This is a genomic window from Spirosoma soli (assembly GCF_042684525.1).
Classification (GTDB): domain Bacteria; phylum Bacteroidota; class Bacteroidia; order Cytophagales; family Spirosomataceae; genus Spirosoma; species Spirosoma soli.
This window is the reverse complement of record NZ_JBHULN010000006.1, coordinates 94,059-116,581: the sequence shown is the minus strand read 5'-3', so window position 1 is coordinate 116,581 and position 22,523 is coordinate 94,059. Positions and strand designations below refer to the sequence as shown.

Here is a 22,523-nt window from a genome sequence, read left to right as displayed (position 1 = left end):
ACGTGTTAAGTCATTTACAGCGTTTTTTAACATGAAATAATAGAGCAATAAAGCTCAACAGCCTCAGTACTTTGAACTAATGATAGCCTTTTGCGAAGATTATTTATTATTTTGTCATTGCTTTGCTATCAACAACCCATGGACCCTGCCCGACAAACTTCTATTCATTCAAAAGAGCACCAGCTTTGGACGCGCTTTCGAACGGGCGACGTATCAGCGTTTGAAACATTAATGACGACTCACTTCCGGGTGCTTTTCCATTACGGTAGTAAGTTCTCAAAAGACCCGGAGTTTGTTAAAGACTGCATACAGGACCTGTTTCTTTATTTGTGGGAGCATCGGACATCACTGAATACCGACATTGCCCTAAAGCCCTACCTGATGGCGTCGCTGCGTCGGCACATGCACCGCAGTTTACCAATAGTGCCGTTCGTTGACGAGTGCACAACCAATCAAGTGAGCAACGCGACTGAGGCTTTCATACTAGAATTTTCCGTAGAAGAGACCCTCATTGAACAGGAATCATCGCGCGAGCGGGCAAGACAGCTCACTCACTTCATCGACTTACTGCCACACCGGCAAAAAGAAGTGATTTACCTGAAATTTTTTCAGGAGATGGACCGCAATGATATTGCCGAGGTCATGAACGTCGCCCCTCAAACGGTATCTAATCTTATCCAACTAGCTCTTAAGCAGTTACGGCAGCATTGGACGATAAAAGTAATCATACTGCTCCTGTCAAATTGCCTCCTCTTTTAACGTCGTCGTCTCCACAAGCAGAAGTAATTTATAGTTTTTTCAAAAAAGTAGAAAAATTATTGGTATCAGAGCGGCTTTTTCGTCTATCGCATAATGTAGAGCTGCCGAATCTGATATGAATACGTACAAAGACTACTTGCCGGAAGATTTCTTTTGGGATGACGCCTTTCGCCGGTGGGTGCTTGCTCCCACACCCGACGACGAACGCTTCTGGCAAGACTGGCTGACAGAACACCCCGAAAAAGTCGTCCATGTTGACGAAGCCAGGCGATTAGTGCAGGCAGTTACACCCCACGAGCTACTTCTTACTGATCTGGAAGTTCAACGCGCTGTTCAGCAAACGATGGATCGTTTACCCGATCATCCAGTGGCTAACCCAGAAACTAAAGAGGATAATACACCGGTCGTTCCGCTCTACCGCCGGACATGGCTGCGCGTGGCGGCTTCCATTCTCGTTATTGTTAGTCTGGCCGGGTGGCTCTGGGTAAAGCAGCAGTCGTTGGTTGGTTTGGCAAACAGGAAGACGATAAGCTACGAGCAACTTGTTGCTAACCAATCTCAGAAACTAGTTGAAACCGTGAACGCCACCAGCAAAGCTATGCCGGTCAAACTAAGCGATGGAACGCTGGTGATGTTGCAGCCGGGCAGTCGGGTGAGCTACGCGCCTACTTTCTCCACTGCCCGCCGGGAGGTATACGTAACGGGTGAGGCATTCTTCGAGGTAACCAAGAATCCTGAGAAGCCCTTCCTGGTGTACGCCAATGAGTTATTGACCAAAGTGCTGGGTACCAGCTTTGTGGTGCGCGCCCGCGATACGGACCCTCAAATACTGGTCGAAGTAAAAACAGGCCGGGTGTCGGTGTTTGCCCAGGCTGATCCGGAGAGTGGCCCAAAAGTCAGCGGTCAAAACCTGACAGGAGTCGTGGTAACGCCTAATCAGCGGATCGTGTATGCCCGGGAGGAGGAGCGAATGAGCCAATCTTTAGTTAACAAGTCAGACGTTATGGCTCCAGACCTTAGCAACGCAACGTTTGCGTTTGACGATACGCCCGCCAGCGAAGTGTTTAAAACACTGGCCGCAACCTACGGGGTCGATATTCAATTTGACGAAAAAGTCCTGGCCAAATGTCCGCTGACTGCGACGTTAACCACCCAGCCTTTATTTGCCAAGCTGGACGCCATTTGTAAAGTAATTGAAGCCAGCTACGAGGTCGTCGATGGCCAGATTGTCATTAAGAGCAAGGGATGCCAATAAGTTTGACTCCCCGAAAGCTAACCCATTTGCGTATGTAACAGCTGAAACGGACCAATTGCCAATTATAGAATAGAGGCCGACGGTGCTGGAACATCGTTGGCCTCCCGGATTCCCCGATAGTTTGGTGGCTGCCTAACTATATCTCCAGCGAGACGACGGGGTGTTTTGCCCAATATTCCTAATCCAACAAAACATACCGAAGGTATGGAAAAACCCTTACCCTCTAGAAAAGCCCTCTATAAGGCTATGAAAATCACGTTTTTTCAGTTGGTCACGGCTGTTTTGTTCGTCGGAGCGACCTATGCCATCGATGGAAGGGCGCAGACGCTTCTGGACCAGAAGATAACCTTGCCGCATCAGACCAAAGAAATGCGCGCGGTGCTTCATGCGATTGAAAAGCAAGCGGGCGTTCGATTTGTGTTTAGCTCCCGAATGATTCAGGCACGCCGACTCATTACAATTAGCGCACAGAACGAACCACTGTCTAATCTACTTAACCGGGTGTTTAAACCACTGGGTATTAGCTATGAAGTGTCGGAAAACCTGATTATGCTGAACCGGACCGAAGCGGTGGGGTTAGCCGATGCAAAAGACGGATTGGCGACACTGTCTAAACACGAAGCAATCGTTGAGCGACAGGTAACGGGTATGGTTACAGACGAAAAAGGAGAAGGTCTGCCGGGCGTGAGCGTAGTGGTGAAAGGCACCAATCGAGGCACGAGCAGTGACGCTGCGGGAAAGTACTCGCTGCGGGCTCCGGATGGCGACGTGGTCCTGGCGTTTTCTTTTCTAGGATACGAAAAGCAGGAAATTTCCCTGGGTAACCGCTCGACGCTGGATGTGCAGATGATATCAGGCACCAATAATCTCCAGGAAATCGTCGTGGTCGGGTACGGCACCCAACGCCGACAAGACGTAACCGGTGCTATTTCGTCCATCAAAGCCGACGACATCATCACGCAGGGAGCCAGCACGGTGCAAAAGTCACTCCAGGGGCGGGTGGCGGGTGTGCAGATTGAATCGGCGGGGGGCAGCCCCGGCTCGGGTGTACGCATCCTCATTCGGGGAACGGGATCGCTGAACAACAACAATCCGCTCTACATCGTCGATGGCGTACAGGTCGACAATATCAATAACCTTAACCCAACCGATATTGCCTCCATGGACATCCTGAAGGATGCATCGGCGGCTGCTATCTACGGATCGCGGGCCGCCAACGGTGTGGTGCTGGTCACGACCAAATCGGGTCGGAAAGGCGAAAACCGAGTGGAGTTCAACGCGTATTATGGCGTGCAGAATGTCGCCAGAAAATTAGACGTGCTCAACGCCCAGGAGTGGGCGACCGTCAATAATGCGGCCCACGATGCGGCTGGTCTGGCCCGTTTGGATATTGCCAAAAATCCAGAATCGCTGGGCGCGGGTACCGATTATCAAAAAGAAATTTACCAGGTCGCTCCGATGCAGAACTACGTGCTCAGCGCGAGCGGTGGTGGTGAGAATAACACCTATAGCGTATCCGGTGGCTATCTTGGCCAACAAGGCATCGTTAAAAAAACCAATTATGACCGCTACAACCTTCGTATCAAATCGGATTTCACCAAGGGGCGGGTTAAGATTGGCGAAACCATTATTCTGACCCGGGAGCAATGGCGGAACATGGCCGGTGGCTGGGGTGGTCAGGGTGGTAATCCGGTCGGCTCGGCCGTCAAGATGATTCCGGTGTTCAACGTTTATGATCCCAGGGCAGTGGGTGGTTACGGTGGCGCTTATGGTCCGGTCGTCAACGTGGCCAACCCGGTGGCGCAACTGAATCTGGAAATCCCAGAGTACACGTCAACGACGGCCATTATCAATGCCTTTGCTGATGTGTCTATCGTCAACGGCCTGAATTACCGCTTCAACTTAGGCTATACGAACCGGTTCGGCTACACCTACACGTACACCTACCCCTATGCGGTGGGGGCATTGTTCATCAATCAGGACGCTGACTTAAGCGAAAACCGGGACGAAGCAAACTTTTTTCTGCAGGAACACACACTGACGTACACCAAAACATTTGGCAAGAGTTCGGTACAGGCGCTGGCTGGCTACACCTTTCAGAACGGGCGATACCGGGGACTGAGTGGTTCCAAAAGCGGTATGCCCATGGGCGTAGAAGTGCTGGACGCCGGGACGACGAACATAGCCGCTGGCAGCAGTCAGCTGGAAAGTGCACTGCTGTCGTATCTCGGGCGGTTGGTGTATTCCTACGATGATCGGTACGTGTTCACCGGTACGTTTCGTCGGGACGGATCGTCGCGGTTTGGTCCAGCCTATAAGTACGGTAACTTCCCTTCGGTGGCGCTGGCCTGGAACGCATCCAACGAGAAATTCTTCGAGCCGCTGCGGTCCGTGGTTTCCAGCCTGAAAATTCGGAGCAGTTACGGCATACTGGGTAACCAGGAAATTGCGGATTATCGCTATAGCCCGGCCATTAACCTAAATACCAACTACGTGATTGGGCAGGACCAGCACCTATGGTCAGGAGCTATCCAGACGGCCTTTGCGACGCCCAACATCAAGTGGGAAACGTCGAAAACGTTCGATATGGGGATGGACTGGGGATTTTTCGCGAACAAACTGACCCTAACGGCTGATTATTTCGTCCGGCGTAATTTGGACATTCTATTGCAGGTGCCGATTCCGCTATCGACGGGAGCCAACGCCAACAGCCCTTTTGTCAATGCGGGTCAGATCACAAACCGGGGTGTTGAGTTAGCCCTGAATTACAGCGGCACTGCAAAAGACTTTAGGTATCAGCTCACCGGCACGTTTACCGCGATCGACAACACGGTCGACAAATTAGGAACGGGCACACAGCAAATCTTCGGGGGGATACCGACGCACACGGGGGGATCGGCTACGGTGACGCAGGCGGGCTATCCGGTGGGGGCGTTCTATTTGATCAAAACGGCCGGTATTTTCAATACCCAGGATGAGATTAACGCCTATGCCAAAGAGGGGCGTCTGATTCAACCCCTGGCGAAACCCGGCGATGTCCGGTTCGTGGATTACAATAACGACGGCAAAATTGATCAGAACGACCGGCAATACTTGGGTAGCCCAACGCCCAAGTTTTCGTTTGGTTTTGGGGGGAACGCAGCCTGGAAAGGCTTTGATCTGAACCTGTTCCTGCAAGGCACGTATGGCAACAAGATCTACAACGGCCTGCGTCAGGATCTGGAGGGGATGAACATCGAGATGAACTACGCCAGGTCGACGCTGAACGCCTGGACTCCACAGAACCAGTCGGATATGCCCCGGGCCGTTATCAACGATCCAAACCTGAACTCGCAAACATCGGACCGCTTCCTCGAAGACGGCTCGTATCTGCGGTTTAAGACGTTGCAAATCGGCTATACGCTGCCGCAAACGTTGATGAAATCGGCTAAAATTTCGAGTTGCCGCGTGTACCTGAGCGTCGATAATCTGTTTACCGTCAGCAGCTATAAAGGGCATAACCCGGACATAGGACGAGGTGGCTCGGTGCTCGACCGGGGTGTTGACTTTGGTCATGTCGCCTATCCGTTGGCCCGCACTTCGCTGGCTGGCCTACAACTTACTTTCTGACCCTAAACCCGCACCCATTATGCAACGATATATCCTAACGCTACTCTTGTCGGGCTCCTTCCTGGCCTGCACCAAGGAGCTAACGCAGGTGAACCCGAACGTTATTACGCAGGAAAACTATTGGAAAACCGAAAACGACGTATTGTCCGGACTGGCGGCTACTTACAAAGTACTGCGGACACCGTTTCGGGGCTATTGGGGCTACAAAGGCGTTCAGATGGTCAACGGCCGGGGCGATGACTTTTTTATCCGGAACGATTCGAAGGATATGTACCAGCTCACGACGTTCTCGAACACGCCTACGACGAGCGTTCCGGCCGACATTTTCGCGGGTTGTTATACGGGCATTTTCCGGGCCAACCAGATTATTGAAAACACCCCGAACGCCCAGATTTCTGATGAGCTGAAAAAGCAGTACGTGGCCGAAGCTAAATTTCTGCGGGCGCTCAACTACCATCTCTTAGTGACCAACTTTGGGGCTGTCCCGATCATCACAAAAGTTCCGCAGGACCGGACCGCGTACTTCCCGCAACAATCGCCGGAAGAGCAGGTATGGGCACAGGTTGTCAGTGATTTACAGGAAGCCAAAGCTAATCTGCCCGTTTCTTACCCGGCCCAGTGGGTTGGGCGGGCGACCAAAGGAGCCGCCATTGGTTATCTGGCTAAATCCTACGTCTATCAGAAGAAATGGGCTGAGGCCGAAGCTGAATTTAAGTTACTGGCTCAGCCAACGGGGCAAGCGCAGGCTCCGTTTACCTACGATCTGCTGGCTAATTACGAAGATAACTTCCTGAAAGAGAAAGACAACAACGTTGAATCGCTGTTCGAGGTGCAGAACCAGAACGTGGGTGGTCAGGATCTGTCGGGAACCGAAAACGCGATTGAAACTCAGGGGTCAACCACGGCGCAGGCTTTTGCCCCAACGGAAGTGGCGGGCTGGTTCCAGGCGTACCCAACCAACAAAATGTTTACCGAATTTCAGAAGGAAAAAACCATGACCGGTGACGTTGACCCGCGCATGTACGCATCGTTAATATGGGACTACCCCGGCGCTACGTTCTACCGGAAGCCCTATAGCCAGTTTACTGTAGTATTTGGCAAACTATCTCGGATTAAAAAGTACCAGAATTTCCGGGATGTCGATGAAGGGGTCAAGGTGTCGGAGATCAATGAGAAAACCCTGCGCTACGCCGATATTCTTCTGCTGTATGCCGAGACATTGATCATGCAGGGCAAAACGACCGAAGCGTATCCGCTAATCAACCGCATCCGACAACGGGCGAAACTGGCCGATTTGCCAACGGGTTACACGCAAGACCAGCTCATGGCCGAACTTCGTCACCAGCGGATGGTCGAGTTCTTCCGCGAAGGGCAGCGGTTCTATGATCTTCGCCGGTGGGGTTTGCTCGAACAGGAAATCAAGAACAGCGATAAGGAGGGGCGCGAGTTTTTTAACCTGCAACGACACGCGTATTTCCCGATTCCCCAGGGCGAATTGAATACAAATCCGAACATCACCCAGAATCCAGCCTGGAAATAATCACCTGTTAATTCATCTATAGAAGCTAAGTCTCTCCGTGGAGGAAAGGACTTGTTTTTACTCATTTTTCTTAATTGTCTCTTATTTTCTATGCGTTCTTGCTCGCGTTTTTTGTCTCTCTTACTGCTATTGGCTCACCAGGTGGTGGCGCAAAAAACCGAAATTAAATACCTGTCCGGCACGGGCAATGACAATACTATAAACTGGGAATTTCAATGCACCCGCGGCCGAAACAGCGGCCAATGGACTACCATCCCGGTACCGTCGAACTGGGAATTTCACGGCTTTGGCAATTACACCTACGGGTACGAAAAGGAAGACCGCGACGAAGCCGGTCTGTATCGGCACTCGTTCACGGTACCGGCAAGCTGGCAAAACCGCCCCGTGTTTATCGTTTTCGACGGGTCAATGACCGACACCGAGGTTAAGATTAATGGGCAACTGGCGGGGCCGATTCACCAGGGCGCTTTTTATCGCTTCCGCTACAACATTACGCCCTTGCTGAAGGTCGGCCAACCGAACCTGCTGGAAGTGAAGGTAAACAAAGTATCGGCGAATCAAACCGTCAACGAAGCCGAGCGCACGGCCGATTTCTGGGTGTTCGGTGGCATTTTTCGGCCGGTCTTTTTAGAAGCTTACCCCGCTCAGTACCTTGATCGCATCGCTATCGACGCCAAGGCGGATGGTTCCGTGAGCATCGATGCGTTTCCGGGAGCACTCAAAGGGCGATCTACCGTCATCGCGCAGGTGACCACGCTGGATGGTAAACCCTTCGGCAACCCCTTCTCGGCTACCGTGCAGCCCGGTGATTCTGTGGTTCGGCTAAAGGGTCAGGTCAGCCAACCAGCGTTATGGTCGTCGGAGTTCCCGAACCGCTACCGGGTGGCAGTGCAACTCAAACAAGGCGCAACCCTGCTTCACACCGTAACAGAAACGATTGGGTTCCGTACCGTTGAACTACGTCGGCACGACGGCTTTTACGTCAATGGCCAGAAGATCCGGTTCAAAGGCGTGAATCGGGGGGCTTTCTGGCCCACCAGCGGCCGAACGACCAATCGCAAAGTCAGCATTCAGGATGCGAATTTGATTAAAGATATGAACATGAATGCCGTGCGCAGTTCGCACTACCCGCCTGATAAGCACTTTCTGGAGGTGTGCGACTCGCTGGGCCTGTTCGTGATCGACGAATTGACGGGCTGGCAGTACCCGCCCTACGATACGCCGGTTGGTCGTAAGCTGGTCAAAGAACTCATCCTACGCGATATCAACCACCCGAGCGTGGTCATGTGGGCCAACGGCAACGAAGGCGGTTTTAATTTTGATCTGCTCCCCGATTACCCGCGCTACGACATCCAGAAACGGCCCGTCATTCACCCCTGGAGTCTGGTCAATGGCATGAACACCAAGCATTACATCGGCTATAACTATGGCTTGAACACTTTTTTCAACGGTAACGAGGTATTCTTTCCCACGGAGTTTCTGCACGGCTTATACGACGGGGGCCACGGCGCGGGGCTAGACGATTTCTGGAATTTAATGATGAGTAATCCCTTGTCGGCAGGTGGATTCTTGTGGGATTTCTGCGATCAGGCCATCGTGCGAACCGACAAGAACGGTGAACTCGACACCAAAGGTAACTCGGCCGCTGATGGCATACTAGGGCCCTACCGGGAGAAGGAAGGCAGTTTTTATACTATTCGGGAAGTCTGGGCACCCATCGGGTTTGACAAACAATTCGTCAGCGAGGCCTTTACCGGCCAGTTTACAATCGAGAACCGCTATCATTTCACCAACCTGAACCGGTGTCGGTTTAGCTGGCAGTTGAAGAAGTTTTCGGGCGCCTTGGGTACTGCGCCACAAGCCCTGGCCGGACAAGCCACCGCCCCGAGCGTGGAACCTGGTCAGAAAGGCTCGTTGAAACTAGCATTACCGGCCACCTGGCGGCAGTACGACGTGCTCTACGTCAGCGCGAAAGACCAGTACGGCCGCGACATCTGCACCTGGTCCTGGCCGATTACAAGCCCAGATCAGGTAACCAAGCGCGTTGTAGAAAAAGGCACGGGTTCAATAGCCGTCCGCGACGAAAACGATCAGCTCACGATGACGGCCAATGAGGTAGCGGTGACGCTGGACAAGAAAACGGGCCTGCTCCTGAGCGCCCAACACCGCGACCGTACGTTCTCGCTGGCTAACGGTCCGGTACTGCTGGGTGGAGAGGCCACCTTTGCGTCTATGCGCCACTATGATACGTTGGGAACGCACGTGGTCGAAAGCCGGTACGAAGGCAAGAACCGCTTCCGGGCCACCTGGACAATGCATCCGTCCGGTTGGCTTGAACTCCGGTATCAATACCGACCTGAAAACGAACAGGAGCTCCTGGGCGTCAATTTCGCGTACCCCGAAGCACAGGTGAACGGGATTCAATTGCTGGCCAACGGCCCCTACCGCGTGTACAAAAACCGGCTCAAAGGGGGCACGCTGGATCAGTGGCAGAAGACGTACAACGACGCTGTAACGGGCGAGCGCTGGGAATATCCAGAGTTCAAAGGCTACTACAGCCAGTTTTACGGCGGCACCCTGCAAACCAAAGAAGGCAACATTCGGGTCTTTACAACCACCGATAATTTATTCCTGCATTTACTCAACCCGACCGTTCCGAAGGCGGCTGCCCGTACGCAGTCGGTGGCGACCTATCCGGCGTCGGGCGGCATTTCGTTTCTGCACGGTATTCCGGCCGTGGGCACCAAAACCCAGAAAAAAGAAACCCTCGGTCCACAAAGCCAGAACAACCTGACATTTGCCAATGGCGGCTTAGACACGTTTAGTGGCGTGCTCTATTTTGATTTTCGGTCCCAGAAAAACCAGTAATGCATCTTATCTATGACACTGACAATAAACCATCTTACCCTCTACAACTATTTTATCATGACAAAAAGAAAGTGGGCATTATTAGCTTTTTTACTTGTTTTCACGAGTACGCTCCTCAATGCGCAGAAGTCAAAAGAGTTTGACCTGAAATCGCCGGATGGGAATATTACTCTTCATGTTTCTGCTACCGATAAATTGCAATGGTCGGTTTCACACAAGGGACAGCAAATCCTTACGCCATCTGTTCTTTCCTTGCAATTAGAAGATGGATCTGTTTTGGGCAGCCAGCCAAAAGTCACCAACTCAAAAGTCGACAAGATTAATGCGACCATCACGGCCATCAACTATAAGAAGGCTCGCATTCCGGATCAATATCACCAACTTACTCTGAATTGTAAGGGCGATTATGGCGTCATCTTCCGAGTTTATAATGATGCCGTAGCGTACCGGTTTACCACCAAGAAAAAAGGTGAATTGATCATTAAAAACGAAGAAGCAACGTTCAATTTTACCGACGACCACAAAGCTTTTATTCCGATTCAATGGGATTACCGGGGCGGACAGAATTTTAACTCCTCGTTTGAAGCCCTGTATCACGAAATCAATCTGTCTCAATTTCCGAAAGATTCCCTGGCTTTTCTGCCCCTGCTGGTCGATGTAGGGCAGAACAAGAAAGTGGTATTGCTGGAGGCCGATCTGGAAGATTACCCCGGCATGTACGTGAACCTGAATGAGACGCAGAAAGGCTTCAAAAGCGTTTACGCACCTTACCCGCTGGAAGCCCAGTTAGGTGGCTCCGGGAACATGAACTTTATTCCCACTAAACGGGCTGAGTACATCGCCAAAACTGCAGGCACCCGCTCTTTCCCTTGGCGGGCTATTGCGATTAGCGAGCAGGACAAAGACTTGCTCAACAACGATATTGTTCAGAAACTGGCCTCACCATCACGGATTACGGATGTTTCGTGGATTCAGGCCGGGCAGTCTACCTGGGACTGGTGGAGTAGCCGAACCATTTCGCACGTCGATTTCAAAGCGGGCAACAACACCGAAACCTATAAGTACTACATTGACTTTGCCGCCAAGAATGGGGTAAAGTACATCGTCATCGACGCCGGCTGGTCGGATCGGGCGGACCTTTTAACGATTAATCCCGCCCTGAACCTCCAGGAGATTGTAGACCATGGCAAGCAGAAAAACGTAGGGGTTGTGGTCTGGGCTTATTGGTACACCATTACCCAGCAGATGGACAAAGCGTTTCCGCACTACGCGAAGATGGGCGTTAAAGGCTTTAAGATTGATTTCATCGACCGGGATGATCAGGTAGCCGTCAAATCGCTGTACGATATCGCCAAAGCCGCGGCTGACAACAAGCTGATGGTCGATTACCACGGCGTGTTCAAACCGACCGGACTCCAGCGGACCTATCCCAACGTCATTGGTTACGAAGGAGTGAAGGGTCTGGAAAACTTCAAGTGGGCCAACGAGGATCAGCCCCGCTATACGGTGAGTATTCCCTATATCCGCATGATGGCGGGACCGATGGATTATACGTCGGGGGCATTTCGAAACGTAAACCAGGCCAATTTTCGACCCATTAACAATTTACCCCTGGCTAAGGGCACGCGTAGCAATCAACTGGCCCAATTTGTGGTGTTTGAAGCGCCTTTCCAGATGCTTTCAGATAGCCCGACAACGTACATTAAGGAGCAGGAATGCACCGATTTTATGACCAAAATCCCGGCTGCGTTTGATGAAACCGTACCGCTGGATGGGAAAGTCGGCGAATACGCTGCCCTAGCCCGTAAGAAAGGCGATTCCTGGTTTGTGGGCGCTATGACTAACTGGACGGCGCGGGACCTGACCCTGGATTTTTCCTTTCTGCCAGCCGGAAATTATCAAGTTGAAGTATTCCGGGATGGTATCAATGCCGACCGTGACGGAACCGATTACAAAAAGGAGGTCACGAAAATTTCATCCGGTCAGAAGCTTCCTATACACCTCGCTCCCGGTGGTGGTTGGGCGGCCCGAATTGAGCCAACAAAATAATAAGAGGGAATGCCTTCTATCTAACAACGGCTTCTCTGGTTGCAGATCGTTCCTTCAATTAAGCATTGTTTATTTCTATAAAATGAAAAGAAGAAATTTCGTAAAGTGTGCCACTGGCATGATGGCCGGGATAGCCGGAGTCAATGCAATGGCTGAACATATTAGCCTAAATACGAACACTGCCCAGCTTTCACTGCCATTGGGGGTCTGTACGTCCTACGACAAAGCTGGGTTATTGAAGGGGTTAGGGTATTCCTTCGTCGAGGAGAGCGTAGGCCGATTTCTGATACCGGACCAGGGCGATGCGCAATACGAGAAAAATAAACTGGCCCAGAAAACTGAAGGTCTCCCGGTTCGGTCTTACATCTATTTTTTCCCGGGGAGCTTGAAGTCAGTAGGACCGGACACTCACCACGAGGCCATCTTACAGCGAGCCGACCTAGCCCTTAAGCGGGCTAAAGAATGCGGTTCGAAAAACATTGTATTCGGAAGTGGCGGTTCGCGGGCTATTCCGAATAGTTTCGACCGGGCCACTGCTAAAGCTCAACACATTGCTCTTTGCAAAAAGATGGCTCCCTTAGCCGAGAAACATGGCGTTACGCTGGCCGTTGAGCCGCTTAACCGGGGTGAAACAAATTTCATTAACAGTTTGGCCGAAGGTGTAGAAATCATTCAGGCCGTAAACAACCCCTGGTTCCGGTTGCAGTGCGATATCTATCATATGCTCAAAGAGGACGAAAAACCGGAGGAGATCGTCAAGTACGGTCAGTACATCGTGCATTGCCACCTGGCAGAAAAACAAAGCCGTACTCCTCCTGGTGTGAAAGGTGATGATTTCAAACCTTATTTCCGGGCTCTAAAACAAATAAACTACCAGGGAGGCTTATCGCTGGAATGCAACTGGACCGATTTTGATAGTGAGGTAAAGCGTGGTATTGCGGTTGTCAAGCAACAATTGGCGGACGCATAAATAACTGCCAAAATTGATTCTTTATCTAGCCAAACAACTCCAGTGAAACCAGTATTCTTCGTGCCTAGTAGCTGTAGGCTACTAAACAACGACTCATACTTAGGCTTAAGCTTACTGATTAAAAATAGCGGTTTGATGAGGCAGTATACGTAGCAATGGGCTCAATAAGTACGCTGATGGTCTGCGAAAATTGATTTACGATTTACTCCAAACAGTTCCGTTGGGTACTGCTTTAATTAAGTATTCTGGGCTCAAATCAAGAACCAATATTTTGGTTAAAACTACCTATGTTTCGCATGAAGTGCTCAAACAGCTTTCTGTTAACATACCACTTTCAGGGGGTATCTCAACCAGAACGGTCTGCTCAAAGACTACAGCAAGGGCCAGGGCGTTGGCAACAATTATTACCAGCAGCGCTACAACTATCGGTCTAACTTAGACATGAGCGTGACCAAAGGGCTTGACCTCCGGCTCGACCTGTATGGCAACTTCGGCCAGGTGAATACGTCCAACGCGGGTAGCGGCTCCGACCGCTTTGTGGGCGGTAACCGATTTGGCTTGTTCCCGGCCGTATCAGCGGGCTGGAACATTTCGGAAGAAGAATTCTTCAGAGCAGTATCTGAATCCCCTGCCTGATCCGGAGATCCGCAAAATGCCAGCCACCAAGCAGAATCCAGGTTGGTAAACAAGATGGGAGCGCTTGAGTTAATTTATCTGCCGGTACGGAGTAATACCCGTACCGGTAATCTTTTTTAGTGCTAGTCTATTTGCCTCCCCAAAGAGCATTTGACAAAATAAAAAAGGGCACACTCGTTATTTCTGGCTTAGAGTAACCCATCGTAAGGCTTATTTACCTGATCTTACTTGCCCATCCACTTTTTAAACTCGCTTACTTTTTCTCGGCTGACGATGGCTTCTTTATCAAAAACAGGTTGCATCGTCAGTGCCAGGCGGTTACCAAAGTAAGGCTGGATCTGCACTACTGAACGATGGGTAACGATTACGCCCCGGTTGATGCGATAAAAATCGGCCGGGTCGAGGGCATCGGCCAGTTCGTCGAGTGTGTAGTCAACCAGAAATTTCTGGTTGGTATGCGTACGGAAAAAGCTAAAGCGCTCATCGGTATAGAAGTAGGCAATCTCGCTCGTTTCGACCGACAACAGCCGCTGGCCCTGACGAACCAGAAACCGCTTCCGGTAGTCTTTAGGCTGCTGCTGAAGCTGCAACTCACGCAGGAGCTTATCCAGGTTGAACGGTTGCCCGCCACCGGCCTGTTCATCGGATTGCCTGGCAGGATGCAGATCATGAAATTTTTTCAGGCTGCGCTGCAAATCCTCTTTCTGAATTGGCTTGAGCAAGTAATCAATGCTGTTGACCTTGAAGGCCTGCAAAGCATACTCATCGTAAGAGGTGGTAAAGATCACCGTACTGCGCACTTCGGTTCGCTCGAAAATTTCAAAGCTTTGTCCGTCGGCCAGTTCAATGTCCATAAAAATCAGATCTGGAGACGGGTTGTGCTGCATCCACTCCACTGTATCTTCAATGCTGGCCGTGACTCCCACAAGTGACAAGGTAGGGTCCACTTCGCGCACTAGTTTTTGCAATTTGCGAACGGCCAAATCTTCATCTTCAACAATCAATACGTTCATAAACTCACAGGTGATAACAAGGGTAAAACTACGGTAAAATAGCCGTTATCATCGCTGATAACTGGTTCAGATTGGGCTAATAATCGGTACTTTGCGATAACGTCAGTTAGTCCGATCTGATTAGACGCTACCCGAATGGTTTTGCCAGAGCGAACGGCGGCTAGTTGCCGAAACCAGTGGCGAACAACTAACTTCATACCGCTTTTATGAGTTGAGTCTCTGACAACAAGGGCAATAGCACCGTGAAGTACTGGCCATCGTCTTCAACAACAATATCCTGTTTGCTAAGCATTTGGTATTTAGCCGCAATGTTCGACAAACCTACCTGGTTAGACCCGGTGCGGATGGTTCGCTTCTGCAAATTATTACGGACCATCAACTGACCAACGTGCTGATGAACGGAAGGCATTGCTTTAATCTCAATCGTTAAAGGCTTATGATTTAGAATAGTATTATGCTTCACTGCGTTTTCGACCAGCATTTGCAGGGTTAAGGGTGGCAAGTAGCACGTATCTTCTACGGCTTCAACATCAACCGTTACCGAGATGCCTTTGCCATAGCGCGTTTTGAGCAAATGCGTGTATGAGCTGATGAACCCCAGCTCCGTCTTCAACGTAGTTAATTCACCCTCGTTGGATCGCAGCAAATAGCGATACACTTTGGCCATCTCGTCCACGAATCGTTCGGCTTTGGCCGGTTCGTCACTGATCAGCGAAGAAAGTGAATTGAGACTGTTGAACAAAAAATGCGGATTTACCTGATTCTTCAGACTTTCAAACTGCCCCTGCCATTGCACCTTCAATAAAGCTTCCTTTTCAGCATTCGTCTGTTGCCACTGCCGATAGAGGTAAATACCTTCATAAATAGCAATATAAATTGAATGATAAAACAACTGAATGCCCGTCGTGGTAGCGTAGTCGAACAAGCCAGGCCAATAAAACAGTTTGCCGGACAACCATGAATGAGCAACAAGCCGAATGAACACACCGATATTTACGAGGAACGGATAAACGGCCGCTAACCAGAGCAACCGTTTCTTAGTCTGGCCTAAGCCGGGGTTTCGCCGTTGAATAAGTAGAACCACCCAGCGCGTCAGGTTCCAGCAGATGTAGCCAGCCGATATGCCAATCCACTCGTACCGGAGAATCATGTTTAGATCTTCGCTGAAATAAACGTTCAGTCGAAAGAAGATTGTCCCGAAGGCGTATAGCACCAGTGGTCCAACAATACGCAAACGGGTCTCGTAATAAGGCTTCATAGCGTATGATGGGTTGATCGTAACGGCCCTGCTTCTTCAACCGGCCAAGGCAGCACCAGTACTTGCTCTCGCCTTGCTGGCAACTCATGCTTCGGTTTCACGTTTAAGCGAAAACTGGAACGACTTTTAATGGACGGTGTGGTATAGAATGAAGTCATGTCGGCTAATATCCGAAAATAGTAGCAAGTTCATAAAAACCCGTGCCAGGTTTGGCTCAAGTGTTTGATACGCTGCATGAGTTGGCAAAAACGGCGGATGAATTGTGGGACAAAAAACTGCCCGGCAATAACATCGCCGGGCAGTTTACTTCCCTAACCTAACTTCTATGTCCAAAATCTTTATTAGAATTTCGCCGTAAGGCCGAGCTTAAGCGCTGAAACGCCGTAGCCAGCTTCGGCAAACACGCCAAGTTTATCGGAGAACTGGTAGCGGCCGCCCACGTGAATACCCAGGAAGAGGCCACTGTTATACGGGTTGTAATATTCACCGCTATAACCCGTGTTGTCGCTGTAACTGGCGTGGCGGAATCCCAATGATACGCCAGCGTAAGGATCGAGTTTGTCGTTGGCCAGGCTCAACAATTCGCCGAGGTGGTAAGAACCCCGTGCACCAGCGTAAATGAACGTGTAGTTCCACTTGTAGCCGCCTGAGCTATAACCATACCGGGCAAAGTCGGCAAAACCACCCACACTGATCTGTTCGGTAATTCCTTTCTCGAACGAAACACCTATCGGAATACCACCGGCGGTGTAGGCACCGAGTCCAACACCAACGTTGAGCAGGTTATCTGACTTCTGATACGATTGAGCGAAGGCGGGTGCAAACAGAGCCGCCATGCAGAGGGTAAGTGCGAGTGTAATGGTCTTTTTCATGAGTATTTGTTTTTGGTAGTACTTGTTGTTTAGTGCTTTAGGCCGTGTTATGTCCGGCTTGGTGTTACAAAGTTGTGGAGGATGCGGGGTTGTCTCTATCAATAGTTGAATGAACTGCTGGTTTTAATCATCGAAGTGTTAGAAGTGCCTCATGAGTCGAAATCGGCCAACGAGCTTTTTATCCCTAAGCGTACGTAGTACAGCTAAATTTCTCCTATGTCGACACGGCTGTTCATGCAAAAAACGGGGCAGGCTGATCAGCCTGCCCCCTACAATAGCTACATAAGTTGATAAGCAGCCTGCCCCTGGCTTGTCTACTATTTTTTGTAGCTCACCCGGTAAATAACGCCGTTGTTGTCGTCGGTGAACAACAGTGAGCCGTCGGGTAGTGTCGCGATACCGACCGGACGCCCAAACTGGGATTGGTTATTATCTACCAGAAAGCCGGTCACGAAATCATCCGACCGAACGGGCTTACCTCCTTCAAAGTGAACCCGAGCGACCTTATAACCCGAAGGTTGTGTCCGGTTCCATGAACCACGCATTGTTACAAAGACATCGTTCTGGTATTCGGCGGGGAAACCGCTGGTGGCTGCGTTGCTTGGGGTGTAAAACAACATGGCTAAGGGAGCGGCATGCGCTTCGTAGAGCAACGACGGCAAGGTCGTTTTAGACAAGTATTGAGCGTATGTACTGTCGCCCATAGGCCGAGGATGCGGATTATACTTACCATCCGCATAGATGTAAGGCCAGCCGTAAAAGGCGCCTTCCTTGATAAGGTTTAGCTCTTCCTGCTGTTGTTCATCGCCTAGCCAGTCAATACCGTGGTCGAAACCGTATAGCTCTTTCGTTTCGGGATGCCAACCGAAACCAATGGTGTTCCGTAATCCGCTGGCGTAGATCTTCCGTCCTGATCCATCGGCGTTAGCTCGCACGATGGTGGCGTTTTCGGCGTTCGGTTCAGCACAGGCATTACAGGTACTACCGACGGTGATGTACATTAACCCATCGGGTCCAAACGCAATGGTGCGGTTGGGGTGCTGCCCTGCGTCGGGTAGATTATCAATCAGTCGTTGGGGCGTAGCTAACGTGCCATCCGCGTTAATGTCAGCCGAATACACTTCCCGGATGGCTACCAGGTACATCTTATTAGTATGAATAGTCAGTCCGTGAACACTCTTGATGTTCGCCACCACTTGTTTCTGATCCGACTGTCCATCACCGTTCGTGTCGCGCAGTAGCGTAACGGTGCCCGCTTCACGATTAGTTACGTACACATTGCCCGACCCACTCACGGTGAGCATACGCGGCTTGCCCATCTGATCGGCAAACTTACCGATGCTGAAACCCGCGGGCACTCTGAGCTGAGCGATTCGCTCGTTGGTGGCCGGCACCAGCGCGGGTTCAAACACATTACCCTGCACCTGGGCGGTGGTGGGCTGGCCGTTCGTTTCGGGCACCTGCGCATTAAACACCTCGTCTTCTTTGTCGCAAGCGGTTAACATGACCGCAAAAGCTGCTCCCCATAAAGCCGCTGATCCAGATAGAATTTTCATTGAATACGTGATTATGAATAACGTTAAGTAAACGATGGTCAGTAGTAGGCTTTTCCAATACCGAATATTAACCAATTAAAGCAATAGATTATATATAATAACGTAAAAGTCTGCCTCCGGTTAACGGCGCTGTTCTTATGCTATTTACTGGTACGAGGCTTATCAACCCACAAAGAGATCTAAGACATTGATTCAGACAGCTTCCAACTGGTTGCATGCCCACTTGGCCGAGCGCCACAAAACGCAGAACGCTGATCTAAATAGATCAGCGTTCTGTAACCACAGCCGTTTAGCGATTCTATCGGTATTTGTTGTCGATGTACTGTAAGTCGAAGCTTCCCAGGTTCCTGAAGTAAGCCTGTATTAAGGCAGCGGGGTCTTTGGCCAAGGCACCGGCAGCTGGTCGGTCGTTTCCATCATCCCATCGCCAGGGAGCATTGGCACTGCCATCGCCCACACTTTTCTTGAAGTTTCCGTCTGGGCTAACAAACAGATTCGTGTTGAAACGTTGAGCCCATAAACCACCCGGCTCAAAAATATCTACAAGCTTATACTTAACATCGCGGTCGTCAGCGTTGGACGGTGCTTCTGACGTACCCGTTAGTGAAGGCAGATACTTGATACCATCGCCATTTATTTTGTAATACGGGTTTGCTTTCAGACCGTGTCCTTTCGCTTCCTGAGCCGTTGCCGGGCGCAGCTGGCCGTTATATAATTCCATGGTAAGCGTCCCATCAATGTTTTCTTCATTGGCCTGCAAGGGGCTACCACTGGGCACGAACGAGAAGAAATCTGAATGGGCCACCGTTACAATAGCCTGAAGGCTACCGTACTGGCTACCGTCTTTTTTGATGACCGACAAAAAGCCTTCGAGGTCATTTTCGTGCTCGTCGATGTTATACAGGAAAGCAATGTCGGTCCAGTCGCGGGCGTGGTAAAAGGCGTAAATAATAAACCAATGGGTGCTCGTTTCGACCACCGAATAATAGCAGTGGGCCGTTGCCGGGCGGTTCACAATGTTGTTCCAGTTGTTGGTTGCGATCCAGTCACCATCGAAGTTGATGGCGCTGATGTAGTCGGCTTTACCGCTTAGTCCGTGTGAGCCGGTTACATCGGTATCCTGATAATGAATGGGAGCCCATCGCAGCGCCAGGCTAGCCTGGTCAGCCGCCAGACGGGCCGACCGATTTTCGACGGCCTGAGGGGTAGTGGTTGGTGCCACTGGTTCGATGGCACTACAACCCGATAGTAGCCAGGTAAGCGTGAGAGCTGCCGCCGAGAGGAGCGGGCGGGGTAAAAACAATTTCATTCCGTTGGGGCGTTGCGAGGATTTAGGCACAACACCCCAAAACTATTGGGCCAACTTCAGTTAGTTGGCCCAAAGAGTAACCGTAATGATTTGATAAAAACTCGCTTGATTCCTTCACATTGGCGTTACGTTAACCATCGTCATCATCGCTTTTCACGGCACTGGCATAAGCGCTTGGGTATGGTAGTTTACCTTTAGCGGCAAACCACAAAATTCGATTCATCTGGTCATCGTCGCCCTTGTCAGTACCTTCTTTGGCATTTCGGGCGGAGAGTTTGGCAAATTTTAGTGCGGGGCCTGACAGTGACGTCAATGGTTTGTTCATTTCATCCAGCGGAATGCGATTGGGCAGAACCGTGTAAGGTGTAGCGGTCGATTTATTCGTAAAGCAATCAAACATAGGCAAAGCTGTTGCGTCGATGGGGTTCATCGGCGGTAAGCCCAGAATAAGTTCGATGGTTCGGAGCATAGAGATCTGGTTATAATTCGTTCGTACGGTACGGCCAAGTTTTGAGTATGGGCTGAGCACTAAAGCGCCCGTTCGGTACGAAGAGATATGATCCCAGCCGCCCTGCGAATCATCTTCCGTTACAAACACTACCGTCGACTCCCAAAAACGACTGTGTGTCAAGGCCTCCATGATTTTGCCTAAGGCCAGATCATTGTCGGCAACCATGGCTCGCGGGGTTGGAAAGCCGGGGGTCGTGCCAGCCGTGTGATCATTTGGCAAAGCAAGGATCATTAATTCGGGTAAGCTATCGCCGGGTAATTGCTCATAGTGTTTGATTTCCCGAATAAACGCGTCGGCCCGTAACTGATCGTTGATTTTTGGATCGTCGTAACCAGGGTAGTCCTGCGAAAGTATCGGGCGTACCCGCGAAATAGTGCTTGTATTCTTAAAATCGAACGGCTCCTTCTTAAGGTACTTCTGGTAAATGTCGGCCCACTTCAGCGACTCATCGAATTCGGTAAAGCAGGCTTCGCCGTAGATACGTACTGATTTACCATGGTCGAGGGCATGATTCCAGATAAAACCGTGTTGCGAGTACACCATGGCATCGTATTGGCGGTGTGGGTAACTCCGGAACCAGGCCCGCACATTCTTTTCAATATAATCAGATACCATGCCCGCATCCGTCCACTGATGACCTTCGGCCGACGATTTCCCTGCGGCATGGTAATTATCCAGCAGCGAATAGGTTAAGGCAAGTTTATGCTGGTTAGGCGTGATGCTATCGCCGTAAATGCATAACGAAGGCATACCACGCCCCTGCTTCAGATCACCGTATACCTGATCGTAGGTACGGTTTTCTTTAATAATGTAAATTACGTGCTTGAAAACCGACGGTTCACCCGTCCGCTCGGGCACTGGCACTGGTCGTATATTGGGACGAGGCAATAACTTGCTCAGCTGCTGCCGGAACGTCAGGTTCATAGTTTTCACCTGTTTGGTATACGTAGCCAGTTGCGCCGGATTTGGTACGGGAATGATTGACAGCGAAGCCAGCTGCTCATGAGCATTATACGCGCCTTTAGCCGATTTTGGCATGTTCGGAAAGCGCTTCTTTAGCTCAGGGGTTTGGTTAGCAACCCGAGCTCCCCGTGCTTCCAGATTGGTAACGTACAGCGTGTTGTTAGTCCATAACATACCCGACGGATAAGCCTCAGTTGGGATATAGCCAGCTACGGTGGGCTTCTCTCCTAGCGTAACCACGGCAACCGCATGATCAAGCCCATTGGCCACGAATAAGGTGTTGCCTGCTTCATCAATGGCTAAGCCATTGGGGCTGCTGCCAATTAAGGTAGAATCACTAGCAAACAAGCCAATCGGAATTTGACCGGTTACGGCATCGGTAGCGGGATCAATGACTGAAATATTGTCGCTATTCCCATTAGCTACGTACAAGGCCCGTTTATCCGGGCGAACTACTAACGCATTGGGGTGAAGACCAACTTCAATTTCCTTAATTGATTGTCCGTTAGCCGGATTAAAAACGGATACTGTTCCCTGACGCGTAGCACCTGTTTTGGGATTGATGAACGCTTCGCCATAAGGCACACCCGCTGTTTCGCCTTGTGCGCTACCCGTTCGTGGGCCATCCGGCCGGGGGCCGCCCGTTCGTGGGCCGCCCCAGTTGCTGACATATAGTTTGTTATTGACAAGCGCTACACCGAACGGTGCTACGCCGGTTGGTACCGTCCAGACGACAGACCGATCCTTAAACCGGACCTTTGCTAGCTGATTATTGCCGTTTAAAACGACATACAAATAACATTCGTCACCTTCAAAACTAACCGCTACGTCGTTGGGTAAGGCTAAGGGCGAAGGAGCCACAGGACCAAATGGTATCATGTCGACCTGGCCAACTTTACCTTCCGCCCATTTTGCGACCATTACTCCCGATTTGCCCTTTTCTCGCTCCGAGGCCCCCCAGACAATATAAGTTTGGTTCTGATAAACAAAGGCTTCGATACCGGAGAAGGTGCTCATCAGCGCTTTATAATCGGGTAGGTCGCGGAAGGACCACCGATGCACAATCTTCTGGCTCGCTCGATCAATAACCGCAATCCCGTACCGATCTTCCACTACGGCCTGTGTACCACCCGGCAGCAGGGCGACATCGAGCGTATGATTCTCCTGTCGGGGATCGCCATAGGTAAGCACCGTCCCGGCCGATTTAGCCAGTCGGTTATAAGGCATAATCGTAGGCGATCTGTCAGCGAGCGTCTGCTTATCAGAACGATGACGATACGCTCGTTGCTGGGCTACAGCTGACAGACTTACGGCAAGCAACAAACAGACAATTCTAAAACGGAATGGCTTCATGG

General features: G+C 50.7%; 16 protein-coding genes. 9 read left to right on the top strand and 7 right to left on the bottom strand.

Annotated features, from left to right (window positions below; all coding sequences use genetic code 11):
- The first annotated feature begins 138 nt into the window (after window positions 1-138).
- From ACFSUS_RS11690 to ACFSUS_RS11650, 9 genes are all read left to right on the top strand, one after another.
- Window positions 139-759: an RNA polymerase sigma factor gene (locus tag ACFSUS_RS11690; RefSeq protein WP_381522693.1), complete on the top strand. Its 621-nt coding sequence runs from the start codon at window positions 139-141 to the stop codon at window positions 757-759.
- A 115-nt stretch (window positions 760-874) separates the two neighbouring features.
- Window positions 875-2,014 (top strand): FecR family protein, encoded by a 1,140-nt coding sequence (locus tag ACFSUS_RS11685; protein WP_381522691.1) that lies wholly within the window; start codon window positions 875-877, stop codon window positions 2,012-2,014.
- A 204-nt stretch (window positions 2,015-2,218) separates the two neighbouring features.
- Window positions 2,219-5,623 (top strand): TonB-dependent receptor, encoded by a 3,405-nt coding sequence (locus ACFSUS_RS11680; RefSeq protein ID WP_381522689.1) that lies wholly within the window; start codon window positions 2,219-2,221, stop codon window positions 5,621-5,623.
- Window positions 5,624-5,642: 19 nt separating this feature from the next.
- Window positions 5,643-7,163, top strand: a complete 1,521-nt coding sequence (locus tag ACFSUS_RS11675; RefSeq protein ID WP_381522687.1) for a RagB/SusD family nutrient uptake outer membrane protein — start codon at window positions 5,643-5,645, stop codon at window positions 7,161-7,163.
- Between the two features lie 90 nt (window positions 7,164-7,253).
- Entirely contained in the window at window positions 7,254-10,031 is a 2,778-nt protein-coding gene (locus tag ACFSUS_RS11670; protein ID WP_381522686.1) for a glycoside hydrolase family 2 protein, read from the top strand.
- Window positions 10,032-10,088: 57 nt separating this feature from the next.
- A complete protein-coding gene (locus tag ACFSUS_RS11665; protein WP_381522684.1) occupies window positions 10,089-12,080 on the top strand; it encodes a glycoside hydrolase family 97 protein in 1,992 nt (663 codons plus the stop codon).
- A gap of 82 nt (window positions 12,081-12,162) precedes the next feature.
- Complete coding sequence (locus ACFSUS_RS11660; RefSeq protein WP_381522682.1) at window positions 12,163-13,050, top strand: sugar phosphate isomerase/epimerase family protein; 888 nt, start codon at window positions 12,163-12,165, stop codon at window positions 13,048-13,050.
- Between the two features lie 441 nt (window positions 13,051-13,491).
- Window positions 13,492-13,686, top strand: coding sequence for a hypothetical protein (locus ACFSUS_RS11655; protein ID WP_381523124.1), 195 nt, complete (start codon window positions 13,492-13,494; stop codon window positions 13,684-13,686).
- Window positions 13,670-13,735: a hypothetical protein gene (locus ACFSUS_RS11650; RefSeq protein ID WP_381523118.1), complete on the top strand. Its 66-nt coding sequence runs from the start codon at window positions 13,670-13,672 to the stop codon at window positions 13,733-13,735. Before ACFSUS_RS11655 ends, ACFSUS_RS11650 begins: the two co-directional genes overlap by 17 nt.
- Window positions 13,736-13,910: 175 nt before the next feature.
- Here ACFSUS_RS11650 and ACFSUS_RS11645 read toward each other — a convergent pair whose 3' ends face one another.
- From ACFSUS_RS11645 to ACFSUS_RS11615, 7 genes are all read right to left on the bottom strand, one after another.
- Window positions 13,911-14,699 carry a LytR/AlgR family response regulator transcription factor gene (locus ACFSUS_RS11645; RefSeq protein ID WP_381522680.1) on the bottom strand — a complete coding sequence of 263 codons (789 nt, stop codon included), beginning with the start codon at window positions 14,697-14,699 and terminating at the stop codon, window positions 13,911-13,913.
- On the bottom strand, window positions 14,696-14,896 hold the full coding sequence (locus ACFSUS_RS11640; RefSeq protein ID WP_381522679.1) for a hypothetical protein: 201 nt from the start codon (window positions 14,894-14,896) through the stop codon (window positions 14,696-14,698). Before ACFSUS_RS11640 ends, ACFSUS_RS11645 begins: the two co-directional genes overlap by 4 nt.
- Window positions 14,893-15,957, bottom strand: a complete 1,065-nt coding sequence (locus tag ACFSUS_RS11635) for a sensor histidine kinase (RefSeq protein ID WP_381522677.1) — start codon at window positions 15,955-15,957, stop codon at window positions 14,893-14,895. The genes ACFSUS_RS11640 and ACFSUS_RS11635 overlap by 4 nt, the downstream gene beginning before the upstream one ends.
- 341 nt (window positions 15,958-16,298) lie before the next feature.
- On the bottom strand, window positions 16,299-16,829 hold the full coding sequence (locus ACFSUS_RS11630; RefSeq protein WP_381522675.1) for a hypothetical protein: 531 nt from the start codon (window positions 16,827-16,829) through the stop codon (window positions 16,299-16,301).
- A gap of 317 nt (window positions 16,830-17,146) precedes the next feature.
- A complete protein-coding gene (locus ACFSUS_RS11625) occupies window positions 17,147-18,385 on the bottom strand; it encodes a PQQ-dependent sugar dehydrogenase (RefSeq protein WP_381522674.1) in 1,239 nt (412 codons plus the stop codon).
- 298 nt (window positions 18,386-18,683) lie between these two features.
- Window positions 18,684-19,694, bottom strand: a complete 1,011-nt coding sequence (locus ACFSUS_RS11620) for a hypothetical protein (protein WP_381522672.1) — start codon at window positions 19,692-19,694, stop codon at window positions 18,684-18,686.
- A 130-nt stretch (window positions 19,695-19,824) separates the two neighbouring features.
- On the bottom strand, window positions 19,825-22,521 hold the full coding sequence (locus ACFSUS_RS11615; protein ID WP_381522670.1) for a bifunctional YncE family protein/alkaline phosphatase family protein: 2,697 nt from the start codon (window positions 22,519-22,521) through the stop codon (window positions 19,825-19,827).
- Between the last annotated feature and the right edge of the window lie 2 nt (window positions 22,522-22,523).